This window comes from Streptomyces sp. NPDC018026 (genome assembly GCF_044327745.1).
Taxonomy (GTDB): domain Bacteria; phylum Actinomycetota; class Actinomycetes; order Streptomycetales; family Streptomycetaceae; genus Streptomyces; species Streptomyces rubrogriseus.
In genome coordinates this window covers 212075-226702 of the sequence record NZ_JBIRFY010000002.1, presented here as the reverse complement: position 1 = coordinate 226702, position 14628 = coordinate 212075, and the positions used below count along the sequence as shown (strand labels likewise).

Here is a 14628-nt window from a genome sequence, read left to right as displayed (position 1 = left end):
TCCGAGGGCGTTTGGCGAAGCGGCCGCGGTGAGGCCGTAGAGTGGCCTGCCCGTGTCCGTCCAGGCGCACGCGTGACCGAGAAGCGGAAAGAGACGAGAACGGGGAGGGCGATCGGATTGCCGCACACCAAGGCACCGGGCACCGAGGCGGCCCCGAACACCCGGCTGCGCTGGTGGACCGAGCTGCCGCTCATCGTCCTCGTGTACGCCTGCTACAGCGCGGGACGCCTGCTCGTGCGGGGCGACGTCTCCGACGCCGTCGACCACGGCCTGGCCATCCTGGACATCGAGCAGGCGCTCCACCTCAACGCGGAGCACCCCCTCAACCGCCTCTTCACGCGCGAGCCCTGGATCGGCGTACCGGCGGACTTCTGGTACGCCTCGCTGCACTACGTGGTCACCCCGGCGATCCTGATCTGGCTCTTCCGCTCCCGCGCGGTGCGCTACCGGGCCGCCCGGGCCTGGCTGATGACGTCGACGTTCATCGGTCTCATCGGCTTCATGCTGCTGCCGACCTGCCCGCCCCGGCTGCTGGACGCCGGGCACGGGTTCGTCGACACGATGGCCCAGTACAGCTCGTACGGCTGGTGGGGCGGGGCGGCGAGCGCGCCGCGCGGCATGGGCGGGATGACCAACCAGTACGCGGCGATGCCGAGCCTGCACGTGGGCTGGGCGCTGTGGTGCGGGGTGATGCTGTGGCGCCACGGCGGCACCCGCACGGCGAAGGTGGCCGCCGTCGTCTACCCCCTGGGGACCACGATCGTGGTGATGGGCACCGCGAACCACTACTTCCTCGACGCCGTCGCCGGTGTGGCCGTGATGGGCGCGGGACTGTTGCTGACGCCGTTCGTGCTGCGCACCGCGGCACGGATGCGGACCCGGCTGCCGGCCCGTTTCGCCCCGGCCGCGGCCGGCTCCGCGAACGCCGCCGTGCCCGCCGCCGACTCCGCCCGGGACGGCGCGGGTTCCGTGATTGTCAGTGGTGGATGCCAGACTTCCGCGGGTGAGCGATTTCCACGGCAGCGCGAGCAGCGGTTCGGAGCTGGAGCCGGGCCGGACCCCGCCCCCTCGGACGCGGGGGACGAGACTCCGGCATCGGCTCGCTGAGCTGCGCGGTCCCGACGTACCCGCCAAGGCGCTGGACGCCCGGGCGCTGGCCGCCCTCGCCGCCAACCCGGGGTGCCGTCGGCGCGCGATCCTCGACGGGGCGGGCGTGGACAAGGCGTCCCTGGCCAGTGCGCTGGGCTCGCCGTCGGCCTTCGGGCAGTCCCAGTTCGCCCTCACCCGGGGCAACGCCTTCGAGGCGAGGGTGAAGGCGGACGGCGGCGCCGAGTTGCTGCGGCTCGTGCACGAGCGGCTGGACCGGGGTGCCGAGCCCCCCGCCGAGGCTCCGGTGCGGGTGCCCGACCTGTCCGCGACCGGCCCGGAGGGGCGCGCGGCGCGGACGTCGCTGGCGCTGCGCGAGGCCACCGGCACGTCGGGCGCGTGGACTCTGCTCGACCATCCGATGCTCGCCCTCGAGGTCGCCGGTTCCCCCGCCTTCCTGGAGCCGGACGCCGTGGTGGTGCATCCGGACGGCAGTTGGACGGTCGTCGAGATCAAGTCCTTCCCCATGCTGGACGGCTCCGCCGACCCGGCGAAGGTCGGCGCCGCCGCGCGGCAGGCCGCGGTGTACGTGCTGGCCCTGGAGCGGGTCGCCGCCCGCCTCGACCCGGCCCCGCGCGTGCGCCACCGCGTCCTGCTCGTCTGCCCCAGGGACTTCTCCAACCTGCCCACCGCGTCCGCCGTCGACGTGCGCAAGCAGCGCGCCGTCACCGACCGCCAGCTGGCCCGGCTGACCCGCATCGAGGAGATCGCCGACGCGCTCCCGGAGGGCGTCTGCTTCTCCCCGGAGCAGTCGTCCGAGGAGCTGACCGCGGCGGTCGAGGCGGTCCCGGCGACGTACGCGCCCGAGTGCCTGTCCGCGTGCGAGCTGGCCTTCCACTGCCGCGCCCGGTCCCGCGAGGCCGGTGCCGTGGCCTGCCTGGGCCGCCCGGTGCGGGCCGAGCTGGGCGGTCTTTCGACGGTCGAGGACGTGCTGGCCGCGGCCCGCGGGGAGGCCGGCGACCCGGACGACCCGGCGGTGGCCGCTCTGCGCAGGGCGGCCGGGCTGCGCGCGGAGGCGCTCGCGACGGCAGGCGGGGTGACCGGGTGTCGCTGATCACCACGCTCGCCCGGCTGGAGGCCGTGCACACCGGCCGGGCCCAGCCCGCCGCCACCGTCCGGCACCGGCACCTGTCCGACCGTCCCCTGGTCTTCGTACCGCTGACCACCGCCGGTGAGGCCGGGGCCCCGCTCGGCGCGCTGGTCGGCACCGACCGGGACGCGCCGCACCTGCTGGCCGTGCCGCAGCCCCGCGACCGCGACCTGCGCTTCGCGTTCCTGGCCGAGCTGGCGGACATCGTGCTGCCGTACGTCGAGGCGTACGCGGAGAGCGTCGAGGCCGCCGAGCGCACCGAGACCGACCCGGAGACGGGCAAGCGGGTCAAGGTCGAGGTCGACCTGTGCGCGGACGCCGCCCAGCTGGTCGTGCCGAGCCGCGCGGGCGTCGACTTCGTACGGCTGCTCGGCCGGTCCATGCGCTTTCGGCGTACGGCGGAGCAGGACCCGGAGACCCCGCACCCCGCACCGCCCCGGGTGCCGCTGCTCGGCCGGTGGCTGACCCACTACGGCGAGCGGGCCCGGGTCCCCGGCTCCTCGCTCCTGCTGGCCGTGACCGACCTGCTGGGGCGGCACTGGGCGACCGGGCAGTCCACGCTGGAGGACCAGCACCTGGGGGCCCTGCTCGCGTGGATCGCGCCGGACGCCGCGGCGGGCGCGACCGGCGCGGAGGCCGCCCGCCGGGCCGAGCTGGCCCGCGACGGCGACGGCCAGCTGCTGTGCCCGCCCGCGGGCCCGGCGACCGACCCGGCCTTCGACAACAGGCTGCTCGCCCCCGCCATCGAGCGCTACGACCGCGCCCGCACCGCGCTGGCCGCCGCCGAGGACGGCCTGGAGGCCGACGACCGGCTCGGCGCGCTCACGGCCGCCGAGCGGGAGATCCGCGCCCTGGTCGAGAGCCGTACGCGGCCCACCTGGGACGCGGTGTGGCGGGGCCTGGACCTGTTGCGGGAGCTGCCCGAGGGGGCGCACGCGGAGGAGCGCTGGACCCGCGACCGCTGGTCGTTCACCTCCCACCGGGACCGGATCCTGGCCGGCGAGCCGCCGCAGCCGCGCCGCGACGACGCCGTGACGGCGGCGAACAAGCTGGCCACGCGCGAGCGCGAGCAGGCCCGTCTGGAGGCCCAGGAGGCGCTGGACGATCCGCTGGTGATGGCGGGGCGGCGGCTGGCCGGGGAGGCGTTCGCGGGCGAGGTGGTGGACGTGGTGATGGCGTACAGCGAGAGCAAGCGGCCCAGTCCGCGCCCGCTGGTCACGGTCCGCACGGACGACCGCCCGTACCTGGGCGAGCGGGTGAAGGTCTACCGCTCGCTGGGCGGCAAGCCCCAGACCGCCGAGTACGTCGGCCCGGCGACCCCGGACGACACCGACGACGGCCCCGACGAGGGGACACTGGTCCTGCGGATCACGGACAAGATGGGCCGCGGCAAGGAGCCGGAGGCGGGTTCGGTGCCGGAGAAGGGCGACCTGGTCTGCTTCACGCTCTTCGAGCACGAGCAGCGGGGCGGCGCGAATCTCCCCGACCCGGAGCAGACCCCGTGGACCCACGGTGGCCCGCCCGGTGAGGCGGCCTCGGTGCCGGAGGCCGCCGACGCCCAGACCGAGGAGGACGTGCTGTGACCGCCGAGACCCTCGCCGCCCCCGCCGCCTTCGACCCGGGCGCGGAGGCGGCCCGCGCCACCGCGGCGATCCTCCACGACACCCTGCACGGCACGGAGCGCGGCGTCGTCGTGGACTCCCCGCCCGGCGCCGGGAAGTCCACGCTGGTGGTGCGGGCGGCCCTGGAGCTGGCCGAGGCGGGCCGCCCCCTGATGGTGGTGGCGCAGACCAACGCCCAGGTGGACGACCTGGTGCTGCGGCTGGCCGAGAAGAACCCGGACCTTCCGGTGGGCCGCCTGCACAGCAGTGACGCCGACCCGTACGACAAGGCGCTCGACGCACTGGAGAACGTCCGCAAGTCGGCGAAGGCGGCCGACCTCGCCGGGCTGTCCGTCGTCCTGTCGACGGCGGCGAAGTGGGCGCACGTGAAGGTGGACGAGCCGTGGCGGCACGCGATCGTCGACGAGGCGTACCAGATGCGCTCGGACTCCCTGCTCGCGGTCGCCGGGCTGTTCGAGCGGGCGCTGTTCGTGGGCGACCCCGGTCAGCTGGATCCGTTCGCGACGGTGGGCAGCGAGCAGTGGGCGGGCCTGGCCTACGACCCGTCGTCCTCGGCCGTGACGACCCTCCTCGCCCACAACCCGGGTCTGCCCCAGCACCGGCTGCCGGTCTCCTGGCGGCTCCCGGCGTCGGCGGCCCGCCTGGTCTCCGACGCCTTCTACCCGTACACGCCGTTCCGCAGCGGCACGGGCCCCGGCGACCGGAGCCTGTCCTTCGCGGTGCCGTCGGACGGCTCGGGTCCCGACCGGGTGATCGACGAGGCCGCCGCCTCGGGCTGGGGCCTGCTGGAGCTTCCGGCCCGGCACACCCCGCGCACCGACCCGGAGGCGGTGCGCGCGGTGGCGGCGGTGGTCCGGCGCCTCCTCGACCGTGAGGGCCGGGCGACCTCCGAGCGCTCACCCGACCCCGCTCCCCTCACCGCCGCCCGCATCGCCGTCGGCACCGCGCACCGGGACCAGGCGGCGGCGGTCCGCGCGGCGCTGGCCGACCTGGGGGTGCACGACGTGACCGTGGACACGGCCAACCGCCTCCAGGGCCGCGAGTACGACGTCACGGTCGTGCTGCACCCGCTCTCCGGCCGCCCCGACGCCACCGCCTTCCATCTGGAGACCGGCCGCCTGTGCGTCCTGGCCTCCCGGCACCGGCACGCGTGCATCGTGGTCTGCCGCGAGGGCGTCAGCGACCTGCTGGACGACTACCCGTCCACGGAACCGGTCCAGCTGGGAACGCTGGTGAAGTTCCCGGACGGCTGGGAGGCCAACCACGCGGTCCTGGCCCACCTCGCCGAACACCGGGCCGCCTGGCGGGCCTGACGGGGGCGCCGGAGAGTCCGGCCAACGCCCGGCACAACACCCCCCGACCGCCGGACGGAGTCCGGCACGCCGCCGCAGGCGGCCAAGGAACACAGCCCGGACGGCTGGGAGGCCAACCACGCGGTCCTGGCCCACCTCACCGAACACCGGGCCGCCTGGCGGGCCTGAAGGAGGGGCGCCGGAAAGCGGGCGGCGGCGGAATTCCCTTAGGGCTAAGATTTCCTCATCGGATGTACGCCGAGGGGAAGACATGGCGCAGGGCAAGGCGGCGAGGCGGCCGGACGCGGTGGCGGGGATCGTCGGGGACTGGGCGCGCGAGCGGCCCGAGCTGGACACCTCTCCGCTGGAGGTGCTGGCCCGGCTGCACCGGTCGTATCTGCAGTACCAGTCGCGGATGACCTCGCGGCTCGACGAACACGGGCTGTCCGTCGCCGGGTTCGACGTGCTGACCGCGCTGCGCCGGTCCGGGGCCCCGTACCGGCTGACCGCCGGGCAGCTCGCGGCCTCCGGGCTGGTCTCCTCGGCCGGGGTGACGCTGCGCCTCGACCGGCTGGAGAAGGACGGCCTGCTGGTGCGCGAACGCGACGCCGAGGACCGGCGCGTGGTGTACTCGCGGCTCACCGAGGCGGGCCTGGCGAAGGTGGACGAGGTGTTCAGCGCGCACCTGGAGAACGAACGCCGGATGCTCGGCGGACTCTCGCCCGCCGAGCACCGTCAACTGAGCCGTCTGCTGTCGAAGCTGGAGCGCTCGATCGTCGAGTCCGACGACGCCCCGGATCAGCCCGCCGGGACGGGCTGAACCGACGACTGCTGCTCCGCCCGGGCCCGGTACAGCCGGCGCAGCCGGACCACGCCCAGGTCGTGCTGGTAGAGGTTCTCCCGCTGGTCGGCGTCCGCGGGCATGTTCTCCAGCATGACGCGGTCCTGCTCCAGGACCTCCCAGTGGCGGGCCTCGATGAGGGTCTTGTACAGGAACCGCCAGGTGTCGCGCTGCCAGTCGCCCACCTTGCGGTAGCGCCAGAAGAAGACGCCGGTGCGCCCCGCGTCCACCGGGCAGGCCATGCCGACGATGCCGAAGGGGCCGCCGGGGCCCGCCGACGGCGGGTAGGGGATGGACAGGTCCACCCAGTCGACCCCGGTGTGGCACAGCTCGACCCAGTCGAAGTTGACGCCCCGCTGGTCGGTCTTCTCGAAGAAGTAGCCCCGCCCGGTCTCCCGGATACGGAACTTGGCGGTGGTGTCCCCGGCGAACATGGTGTGCGACTCGGAGTGCAGGAAGGCGCCGTGCATCGGATCGAGCAGGTTCTCCATGGCGAACCGCCACGGCACGTCCCACTCCGCGTAGCAGAGGAACGCGGAGATCTCGTCGTCGGCCAGCGGTTCGGGCAGGGTGAGTTCCACCGGCTCGGGGTGTTCCTCGTCGCCGAAGTAGGCGAGGACCGCGCCGCCGACCTCGCGCACCGGCAGCGAGGTGACGAGGGTCTTGCCCTCCAGGTTGCAGCCCGGCAGGCCGGGGACCGAGGTGACCGTGCCGGCGGTGTCGACCTCGACCCCGTGGTACCAGCAGGCGACCCGGTCGCCCAGGTGCTTGCCGAGGGAGAGGGGCGCGCCGCGGTGGGGGCAGCGGTCGGCCAGCATGGACAGTCCGCCGTCGGACTTGCGGAACAGCAGCCAGTTCTCGCCGAGCGCGGTGACCCTGCGCATGTCGCCGGGCGCGACGAAGTCCGACGGTACGACGGGGTGCCACTGGTTGCGCAGGCCGTGGGCGTAGACGTGGTCGGCGGTGTCGTGGGTCGAGAGGGTCATGTCAGGCTCCCAGGCGGTTCATCTCGGCGCGGAAGGACTCCTCGGTCCAGGGCTCACCCGTGGGTGTGCGCAGCTGGCGGGAGTTGAGTCCGCCGATCACGTCGGCCAGTTCGTGACCGTCCTTGGTGAAGATGTCCTCAAGCGTGCGCGCGAGCTTCAGCTCGTACGGGGTGGGCTCGTGGTCACGGGTCTGGTGGGGGTCCAGGTACGGCCAGGTGGTCTCGGGCACGGCGTTCTCCATCGGAGGCATCGAAGGCATCGAAGGCATCGGGGGCGTCGGAGGCATCGGAGGTGAGGTGGTCAGAGGTTCAGGACGAGGCGGTCCGAGGCGCAGCGCGAGACGCAGATCATCATCGTCTCGCCGGTGGCACGCTCGGCGTCGCTGAGCAGGAAGTCGCGGTGGTCGGGGGTGCCGGCCAGGACGCGGGTCTCGCAGGAGCCGCAGATGCCGTCCCGGCAGGAGGAGGTGACGGCCAGTCCGGCGTTCTCGGCGGCCGCGAGGATCGAGGTGCCGGGGCCGACGTTCAGGGTCACGCCCGACGTACGGCACTCGACCTCGAAGGCGCTGTCGTCGTCGCCCGCGCGTGCCACGGCCGGTGCGGCGAACCGCTCGGTGCGCAGCCGCCCCTCGGGCGCCGCGTCCTCGACGGCCTTGAGCAGGAGCTCGGGTCCGCAGCAGTACACGAGCGCGTCGGCCGGGAGGTCCGCGAGCGTGCTCGCCACGTCGATGTGCCCCTGCTCGTCCTGCGGTACCAGGGTCACCTCGCCGCCGCCGAGCGCCGCGAGTTCGCCGCCGAACGCCATCGAGGCGCGGGTGCGGCCGCCGTGGACCAGCCGGTACGGGATGCCGTCCCGTTCCGCCCGGCGGGCCATGGCGAGGATCGGGGTGATGCCGATGCCGCCGGCGACGAAGACGTAGGAGGCGGCGGGTTCGAGGGCGAAGTGGTTGCGCGGCCCGGCCACCCGCACAGTCTGGCCGGGCCGCAGCTTGGTGTGGACGTGGCGCGAACCGCCCCGCGAGGCGGGCTCGTCGAGGATGCCGAGGCGGTACGTCCCGCCGTCCTCGGGGTCGCCGCACAGGCTGTACTGGCGGACGTGGCCGCCGACGTGCAGGTCCAGGTGCGCGCCCGGCGTCCAGGCGGGCAGCGGCTTGCCGTCCGGGTGGACCAGCTCGACGGAGAGGACGCCCTGCGCCTCCCAGGTCGTGCGGTGGACGAGGAGGTCCAGTTCCTGCTCTTCGGTGGCTTCGGTGGTGCTCATCTCGGCGGGCCTCCCTACCGGGCGGGGATCTTGACGGGCGGGGTGAACGGGTTCCGCATCGGGCCGAGCGCGGCCAGGTCGACCTCGACGAGGGTCGGCCCGTCGGAGGCGACGGCGGCGTCGATCACCTCGGCGGCCTCGCTCGCGTCGCCGATCCGCGCGTACGGGAGTGCGCAGGCGGCGGCGAGCCCGGCGAAGTCGGGGGTGAACAGGTCGACGCCGGAGCGGCGTTCGGTGTAGGTGGCCTGCATGTTGCGCAGCACTCCGTAGCCGCCGTCGTTGAAGACGATCAGGACGAGGCGGGGCCGTTCCTGGGCGAGGGTGAGCAGTTCGCCCAGGTGGACGGCGAGGCCGCCGTCGCCCGCGATCACGACGGTGGGCTCGCCGGGGCGGGCGAGGGCGGCGCCGATGCCCATGGCGAGGCCCTGGCCGATGCCGCCGCCGCGCGGGAAGACGTTGGCGCGCGGGTCGTGCAGGGGCAGGAGGCGGTTGCCCCAGGCGGACGACGGGATGGTGACGTCCCGGGCGACGACCGCGCCGCGCGGCAGGGCGGCGGCGAGGGCGTCGCAGATCGCGGCCTGCGGGCCGATGCCGTCGTGCAGGGCGGCGCGCACCTCGTCGCGCACCCGGCGGACCCGGTCCGTCCACTGCGCGTCGGCGCGTACGGCGGCTTCGGTGAGCCGCGGCAGGACGGCGGCGGCGTCGCCGTGCAGGGCGTGCCGGGCGGGGTACACCCGGCCGAGGGCGGCGGCGTCGACGTCGATCTGGATGTGTGCCTCGGGGAGGCGGAGCCCGTAGTCGGCGGTCTCGTTGGAGCGGAAGTGGGTGCCGACGGTGACGACGACGTCCGCGTCGGCCAGGAGCGCGCGTCCGGCGGGCGTGGTGGCGAAGTTGCCGACGACCTGCTCGTGGTCCTCGGGTACGGCGCCGCGCCCGGAGTTGGAGGTGAGCAGGCCCGCGCCGGTCGCCTCCAGCAGGGCCAGGAGCTGGTCGCGGGCGGTGTTCGCACCGCCCCCGGCCCAGATCAGCGGGCGCCGGGCGGAGGACAGCAGGTCGCGTGCCGCGGCCAGCCGGGACGGGTCCGGCACCGGGGCCCCGGCGAGCGGCACCGGGGCGCCGTCGTCCTCCTGGGGCGCGTACTGGAGGTCGATCGGCCACTCCACGCTCGCGGGGCCGCCCGGCGCGGTGAGCGCGGCGGCGGACGCCTCGCGCAGGATGCGGCCCGCGTCCCGGGCGGAGGTGACGGTGGCGGCGTACCTGGACACCGCGGTGAGCATGCCGAGCTGGTCCTTGGTCTCGTGGATGAAGCCGCGCCCGCTGCCGAGGTGCGCCGACTCGACCTGCCCGGTGACGTGCAGCACCGCCGTCCCGGAGGACAGCGCCTCGATCAGGGACCCCGCCGCGTTGCCCGCGCCGGTGCCGGTGGAGGTGAGCGCGCAGCCGATCGAGCCCCGGGCCCGGCCGTGGGCGTCGGCGGCGTTGACGGCGCTCGCCTCGTGCCGCACCGGCACGAACCGCAGGTCCGGGTCGGCCTCGACGGCCTCCACCAGCGGCAGGTTGTGCACGGACACGATGCCGAACACGGTGTCGACGCCGAGGGACTTGAGGTGGGCGGCCAGGAGTGCGCCCCCGTGGTCGTAACGCATGCGAACTCCTCAGAGGATGCCGCGGCCGACTCCGCCGCAGACGTCGATGCTGGTTCCGGTGATGTAGGAGGCGCGCGGCGAGAGCAGCGAGACGATCGCGTAGGCGACCTCCTCCGCGCGGCCGAGCCTGCCCAGCGCGATGCCCCGGTCGGCGGCGATCTCCGCCTGCCACTCCTGGTAGCCGAGCCCGCTGTCCGCGGCCGCGTGGCGGCGGGTCCACTGGCCGGTGTCGACCAGGCCGAGGCAGACGGAGTTGACGCGGATGCCCTCGGGGGCCAGTTCGCGGGCCAGGGAGGCGGAGAGGTTGAGGATGCCGGCGCGGGCGGCGCTGGTGGTGATCAGCCGGGTCTCCGGCTGCTTGGCGAGGACGGCGTTGACGTTGACGACCGCGGCGGCGCCGGTGGCCCCGAGGTGCGCGCGGGCGGCGGCGAGGGGGTTCAGGACGCCCGCGAACTTCAGTTCCAGCTCGTCGCGCCAGTCGTCGGCGGTGGTCTCGTCGAGGCTCTTCATCCTCGACTGGCCCGCGTTGTTGACCAGCCCGTCGAGCCGTCCGCCGAGCCGTGCGGCGGCCCGCTCGGTGAAGTCCCGTACGGCGTCGGCGTCCCGGACGTCGCAGACGCCGGTGTACAGGCGGTCCCGGCCGGCGCCGAGACCGGCGGCGGCCTTGGCGAGCCGGTCGGCGTCCCGGCCGCAGGTGGCGACGCGGGCGCCTTCGTCGAGCAGGGCGCGGACCGTGGCCAGGCCGACGCCGGAGCTGCCGCCGGTGACCAGGACGGTGCGGTCGGCGAGGCCGAGGTCCATGGGTTCTCCTTGCGAACGGGGGTGCGGGGGGCGGGGGTTCAGTGCATGGTGAAGCCGCCGTTGACGGCGACGACCTGGCCGGTGAGGTAGCGGGACTCCTCGCCGAGCAGGAAGGAGACGAGCCCCACCAGGTCGTCGGGGCGCTGCGGCCGGGGAATCGCGCGGTTCGCCGCGTACAGGGCGTGCCGCGCGGCCGGTACCGTCTCGGTCGCCTCGACCTCCGTCAGGCCCGGCGCCACCGCGTTGACGGTGATGCCCCGCTCGCCCAGTTCGCGGGCCATGGCCCGGGTGAGGGCGACGACCGCGCCCTTGGAGGCGATGTAGTGGGCCAGCCGCGGGGAGCCGTAGAGAGCGGCGTCGGAGGCGATGTTGACGATGCGTCCGGGGTCGGACATCAGGGGCAGCAGGTGCTTGGCGACCAGCCAGGGGCCGCGTGCGTTGACGGTCATCAGCCGGTCCCAGGTCTCGACGTCGATGTCCTGGAACTCCCGGCCGCCGACGCCGTTGGCCAGCGCCGCGTTGTTGACCAGGGCGTAGACGGGGCCGCCGGGCGCGACACGGGCGGCCAGCGCCTCGGCCGAGGCGGGGTCGGCGACGTCCAGCGGGACGAACTCGGCCGCGCCGCCCGCCTCCTGGATCGCCGCCGCCGTACGCGAGCCCCGCTCCTCGTTCAGCTCGGCGACGACGACGCGGTACCCGTCGGCCGCCGCCCGGCGGGCCATGGCCTCCCCCAGACCACGGCCCGCGCCGGTCACGACGACCGTGCGGCGCCCGGTGGCCGGGTCAGTCACGGGTGACGCCGTACAGCGGGGAGTACTCGGGGTAGGTCGGCACCTGCGGCTTCCGCGTGCCGATGACCACGCAGAACAGGGCGTCGGTGTCGCCCTCGTTCTTCAGCGAGCGGGTCACCCCGGCCGGGACCACGATCATGTCGCGGTAGCCGAGGGTGCGGTACTCGGTCTCGTCCGGGCCGCGGTGGATGCCGACGCGGACCTCGCCCTCCAGGACGAAGAAGGCCTCCTCGACGTCGTGGTGGGTGTGGGCGGGGCCCTCGGCGCCGGGCGGCAGCAGCATGTTGGAGAAGGTGAAGCCGCCGGAGGGCAGGATCCGGCCGTCCTCCTCGTGGTTGCCGGTGGCGCCGGAGCCGACGTAGCGGATCTGCGCCCGCCTGTACTGCGGGCCTGCCTTCTCCTGGAAGGAAAGGGTGCCCCAGTCCGGCTCGCGGGAGGCCTTGGTGGCGATCAGGGAGTCGGTGTACTTGGCGAGGTCCGAGCCGTTGTCGTAGTCGTCGGTGGTCAGCGGCATGGTGATCAGCCCTTCCGGGTGTGGGTGCGGTCGCGGGTGTCGGTGACGATGTGGAGGTGGGAGAGCAGCCAGGCGTTGAAGTGCTCGGGCTGCTCCTGGTTGGCCAGGTGACCGGCGTCCTTGACGATCACGTAGGCGGTCCGGTGCAGACCGCCGGCCAGGACCTGTGAGGCGTCGGGGCCGGTGATCCGGTCCTGGTCGCCGCACAGGACGAGGGTGGGCGCGGTGACGTCGGCGAGTTCGCCGCGCAGGTCGGTGGCGGCCATCGACTCGGCCGCCTGCCGGTAGCCGGGCGGCCTGATCGCGTCGGCCATGGTGTCGACGACCCGTCGCACCAGCTCGGGCGGCGCGTCCCGGGACAGCAGCCGGGGGCCGCGTTCCTCGGCGAAGGCGCGCGGGCCGAGGCGCTCCAGCTCCGGGACCCGGGCGCGCATGGCGGCGGCCTTCTCGGGGCCGGTGCCGGAGCCGGGCGTGGAGTCGGCGACGGTGAGGGAGGCGACGAGGTCCGGGTGCCGGGTGGCGAGCCGCAGGGCGACGACCCCGCCCCAGGAGACGCCGACGACGTGCGCCTCGGTGGCGCGGGCGCGGATGACGGCGGCGGCGGTGTCGGCGTAGTCGTCGAGGGTGAGGTCGCCGTCCGGGTCGGCGGACCTGCCGTATCCGGGGGCGTCCCAGGCGACGACCCGGTGACCGGCGGCGGCGAGGGCCTCGATCTGCGGGGCGAAGGCGGCGGACGAGGAGCCGATGCCGTGCAGGCACAGCACCAGCGGCCCGTCGCCGCCGCTCTCCTCCAGGTGCAGCCCGGCGAGGTCGTGGGCGGTCACAGGATCAGCCCCCGGCGTCCGGCCAGGGCGGCGAGTGAGCGCAGTACCGCGTACGGGACGACCTGGCTGGTGGCCGGGTTGGCGGCGTCGGGCAGGTGGCGCACCTCGAAGCGGTACGAGCCGTGCGGCCCGCTCGCCTCGACGACGTGGGAGGTGTGCGCGGCCGCCGGGTCGGCGACGACCCTGACCCGTACCGCGTCGAGGTCGCCGACCGCGAGGGCGACGGAGGCGGCGACGTTGGTGGACCTGGGGAACTTCGCCGGGATGTCGCGGGCGGTGCCGGACATGACCTCCACGGGTCCGGTCGCCGACCGCAGACGGGCGAGCGTCTCCTCGTCCATCCAGGGCTGTTCGAGGGTGGACGGCAGCTTGGTGGTGGTCAGGGTGACCTCGCCGAGCGGTCCCATCGCCCGTACGGCCTGGAGGAGGTCGAGTCCGCCGACGGCGCCGCCGGTGAAGTAGACCCGGCCGGGCCCGGCGGAGAGGAGCTTCTTCGCGAGGTCCTCGTCGGTGAGCGCTCCGGTGGACGCCACCAGCAGGTCGGTGCCGGAGGCGAGGATCGACTCGCCCCAGGCCCGTACGACGCCCTGTCCCGCGGCCTCGACGATCAGGTCGCAGGCGGCGAGGGCCTGTTCCACGGTGAGCTGGGGTGCGGGGACCGCGTCGCCCAGGGGGCGGTTGTCGACGACGCCGGCGAGTTCGGCGCCGGGCACCTCGCCGGCGGCGAGGGCGCTGCCGACGGTACGGCCGATGGCGCCCCAGCCGATGAGGCCGACCTTGCGTGTGCCGCCGTTCATGCCGCTGCTCCTTCGGTGTCGGTGCCGGTGCCGGTGCCAGTGCCGGTACGGGCGGGGGCGTCCACCGGGGCGTCCACGGGCGCGGTGCGGGGACCGGTGACCGGGCTGCCGTCGGGGGTGCCCGTCATGTGGGCGCGGATCCGCTGCGAGGGCGGGCCCGCGGTCCCCCACAGGTCGGACAGCTCGGGGGTGCGCCGCCACACCTTGCAGATCCAGGTGTCCTCGACGATCTGGGCGACCTCGGTGGTGTACTCGCACACCAGGCCGGTGGGGTCGGTGAAGTACGAGAAGGTGTTGTTGCCGGGGCCGTGCCGGCCGGGTCCCCACTCGGGGGTGACGCCGTGGTGCCGGAGCCGGCCCAGGCCGCGCATGAAGTGGTCCAGCGAGGTCATCTCGTAGGCGACGTGGTTGAGGGAGACCCACGGCGCCTGGTTGAAGGCGACGCAGTGGTGGTCGGAGCCGCAGCGCAGGAACGCCATCTGGTGCTCGGACCAGTCCGAGACGCGCATGCCGAGCACGTCGCGGTAGAAGGCGACGGAGGCGTCGATGTCGGGGGTGTTGAGGACGGCGTGGGTGACGCCCACCGGCAGGGACACGTCCCGGCCGCGTGCGGTGACCGCCCAGGTCTCGGCGGACAGTTCGATGAGCCGTCCGTCGAGGTCGTGGAAGCGCAGCCCGTAGCCGCCGCCGACCTGGTCGAGGGGGCCGGGTTCGGTGACGAGCAGGATGCCGCGGGCCCGCAGCCGGTGCGCGGCCCGGTCGACCTCGGCCGGGGTGCCGAGCGCGAAGACCAGGCGGCCCAGGCCGATCGTCTCGGAGCGGGTCAGCCTGAGCACGTGGTGTTCCTCGCCGGTGCCGCGCAGCCAGCTCGCGCTGTGCTCGGCCTCGACGACCTCCAGGCCCCAGACCTCCTCGTAGAAGTCGACGGCGTCGGCGAAGTCCGGGGTGAGCAGCTCGACCGAGCGCAGGGCGCGCAGGCGGCCGATCGGGGGCAGGGGCTGGTTCATGGCGGGATCTC

Annotated in this window: 15 protein-coding genes; 5 read left to right on the top strand and 10 right to left on the bottom strand. The window is 74.6% G+C overall.

Annotation, left to right across the window (positions count from 1 at the left end; genetic code table 11):
• The first annotated feature begins 117 nt into the window (after nt 1–117).
• The 5 genes from ACH4D3_RS06680 to ACH4D3_RS06660 all read left to right on the top strand — a co-directional run bounded on the left by ACH4D3_RS06680 (nt 118) and on the right by ACH4D3_RS06660 (nt 5970).
• Nucleotides 118–1107: a phosphatase PAP2 family protein gene (locus tag ACH4D3_RS06680; protein ID WP_398317179.1), complete on the top strand. Its 990-nt coding sequence runs from the start codon at nt 118–120 to the stop codon at nt 1105–1107.
• A complete protein-coding gene (locus ACH4D3_RS06675) occupies nt 1004–2200 on the top strand; it encodes a hypothetical protein (RefSeq protein WP_398317176.1) in 1197 nt (398 codons plus the stop codon). The genes ACH4D3_RS06680 and ACH4D3_RS06675 overlap by 104 nt, the downstream gene beginning before the upstream one ends.
• On the top strand, nt 2191–3819 hold the full coding sequence (locus tag ACH4D3_RS06670; protein ID WP_398317173.1) for a hypothetical protein: 1629 nt from the start codon (nt 2191–2193) through the stop codon (nt 3817–3819). The genes ACH4D3_RS06675 and ACH4D3_RS06670 overlap by 10 nt, the downstream gene beginning before the upstream one ends.
• Nucleotides 3816–5171 (top strand): AAA family ATPase, encoded by a 1356-nt coding sequence (locus ACH4D3_RS06665; RefSeq protein WP_398317170.1) that lies wholly within the window; start codon nt 3816–3818, stop codon nt 5169–5171. The genes ACH4D3_RS06670 and ACH4D3_RS06665 overlap by 4 nt, the downstream gene beginning before the upstream one ends.
• A 250-nt stretch (nt 5172–5421) precedes the next feature.
• The gene (locus ACH4D3_RS06660; protein WP_398317167.1) at nt 5422–5970 is read left to right on the top strand and encodes a MarR family winged helix-turn-helix transcriptional regulator; all 549 of its coding nucleotides are present in this window, start codon (nt 5422–5424) and stop codon (nt 5968–5970) included.
• On the opposite strand, the gene ACH4D3_RS06655 is transcribed toward ACH4D3_RS06660, so the two are convergent.
• From ACH4D3_RS06655 to ACH4D3_RS06610, 10 genes are all read right to left on the bottom strand, one after another.
• Nucleotides 5949–6977 carry a Rieske 2Fe-2S domain-containing protein gene (locus ACH4D3_RS06655; RefSeq protein ID WP_398317164.1) on the bottom strand — a complete coding sequence of 343 codons (1029 nt, stop codon included), beginning with the start codon at nt 6975–6977 and terminating at the stop codon, nt 5949–5951. The genes ACH4D3_RS06660 and ACH4D3_RS06655 overlap by 22 nt on opposite strands.
• A gap of 1 nt (nt 6978) precedes the next feature.
• Nucleotides 6979–7206, bottom strand: a complete 228-nt coding sequence (locus ACH4D3_RS06650) for a recombinase-like helix-turn-helix domain-containing protein (protein WP_398317161.1) — start codon at nt 7204–7206, stop codon at nt 6979–6981.
• Nucleotides 7207–7277: 71 nt separating this feature from the next.
• Nucleotides 7278–8237, bottom strand: a complete 960-nt coding sequence (locus tag ACH4D3_RS06645; protein WP_398317159.1) for a PDR/VanB family oxidoreductase — start codon at nt 8235–8237, stop codon at nt 7278–7280.
• 14 nt (nt 8238–8251) lie between these two features.
• Complete coding sequence (locus ACH4D3_RS06640) at nt 8252–9883, bottom strand: thiamine pyrophosphate-binding protein (protein ID WP_398317156.1); 1632 nt, start codon at nt 9881–9883, stop codon at nt 8252–8254.
• Between the two features lie 9 nt (nt 9884–9892).
• The gene (locus tag ACH4D3_RS06635) at nt 9893–10684 is read right to left on the bottom strand and encodes an SDR family oxidoreductase (RefSeq protein ID WP_398317153.1); all 792 of its coding nucleotides are present in this window, start codon (nt 10682–10684) and stop codon (nt 9893–9895) included.
• Nucleotides 10685–10722: 38 nt separating this feature from the next.
• The gene (locus ACH4D3_RS06630; protein ID WP_398317150.1) at nt 10723–11475 is read right to left on the bottom strand and encodes an SDR family oxidoreductase; all 753 of its coding nucleotides are present in this window, start codon (nt 11473–11475) and stop codon (nt 10723–10725) included.
• Complete coding sequence (locus ACH4D3_RS06625) at nt 11468–11989, bottom strand: cupin domain-containing protein (protein WP_398317147.1); 522 nt, start codon at nt 11987–11989, stop codon at nt 11468–11470. Before ACH4D3_RS06625 ends, ACH4D3_RS06630 begins: the two co-directional genes overlap by 8 nt.
• A 5-nt stretch (nt 11990–11994) precedes the next feature.
• A complete protein-coding gene (locus ACH4D3_RS06620) occupies nt 11995–12813 on the bottom strand; it encodes an alpha/beta fold hydrolase (protein WP_398317144.1) in 819 nt (272 codons plus the stop codon).
• A complete protein-coding gene (locus ACH4D3_RS06615) occupies nt 12810–13610 on the bottom strand; it encodes an aspartate dehydrogenase domain-containing protein (RefSeq protein WP_398317141.1) in 801 nt (266 codons plus the stop codon). The genes ACH4D3_RS06620 and ACH4D3_RS06615 overlap by 4 nt, the downstream gene beginning before the upstream one ends.
• Nucleotides 13607–14617 (bottom strand): VOC family protein, encoded by a 1011-nt coding sequence (locus ACH4D3_RS06610; RefSeq protein ID WP_398317138.1) that lies wholly within the window; start codon nt 14615–14617, stop codon nt 13607–13609. The genes ACH4D3_RS06615 and ACH4D3_RS06610 overlap by 4 nt, the downstream gene beginning before the upstream one ends.
• Nucleotides 14618–14628: the final 11 nt, after the last annotated feature.

What these genes read in the sequence shown, in the direction of transcription:
- ACH4D3_RS06660 (WP_398317167.1), top strand. Translation starts at nt 5,422, where the DNA reads ATGGCGCAGGGCAAGGCGGCGAGGCGGCCGGACGCGGTGGCGGGGATC.
- ACH4D3_RS06625 (WP_398317147.1), bottom strand. Translation starts at nt 11,989, where the DNA reads ATGCCGCTGACCACCGACGACTACGACAACGGCTCGGACCTCGCCAAG.
- ACH4D3_RS06615 (WP_398317141.1), bottom strand. Translation starts at nt 13,610, where the DNA reads ATGAACGGCGGCACACGCAAGGTCGGCCTCATCGGCTGGGGCGCCATC.
- ACH4D3_RS06655 (WP_398317164.1), bottom strand. Translation starts at nt 6,977, where the DNA reads ATGACCCTCTCGACCCACGACACCGCCGACCACGTCTACGCCCACGGC.
- ACH4D3_RS06610 (WP_398317138.1), bottom strand. Translation starts at nt 14,617, where the DNA reads ATGAACCAGCCCCTGCCCCCGATCGGCCGCCTGCGCGCCCTGCGCTCG.
- ACH4D3_RS06645 (WP_398317159.1), bottom strand. Translation starts at nt 8,237, where the DNA reads ATGAGCACCACCGAAGCCACCGAAGAGCAGGAACTGGACCTCCTCGTC.
- ACH4D3_RS06640 (WP_398317156.1), bottom strand. Translation starts at nt 9,883, where the DNA reads ATGCGTTACGACCACGGGGGCGCACTCCTGGCCGCCCACCTCAAGTCC.
- ACH4D3_RS06635 (WP_398317153.1), bottom strand. Translation starts at nt 10,684, where the DNA reads ATGGACCTCGGCCTCGCCGACCGCACCGTCCTGGTCACCGGCGGCAGC.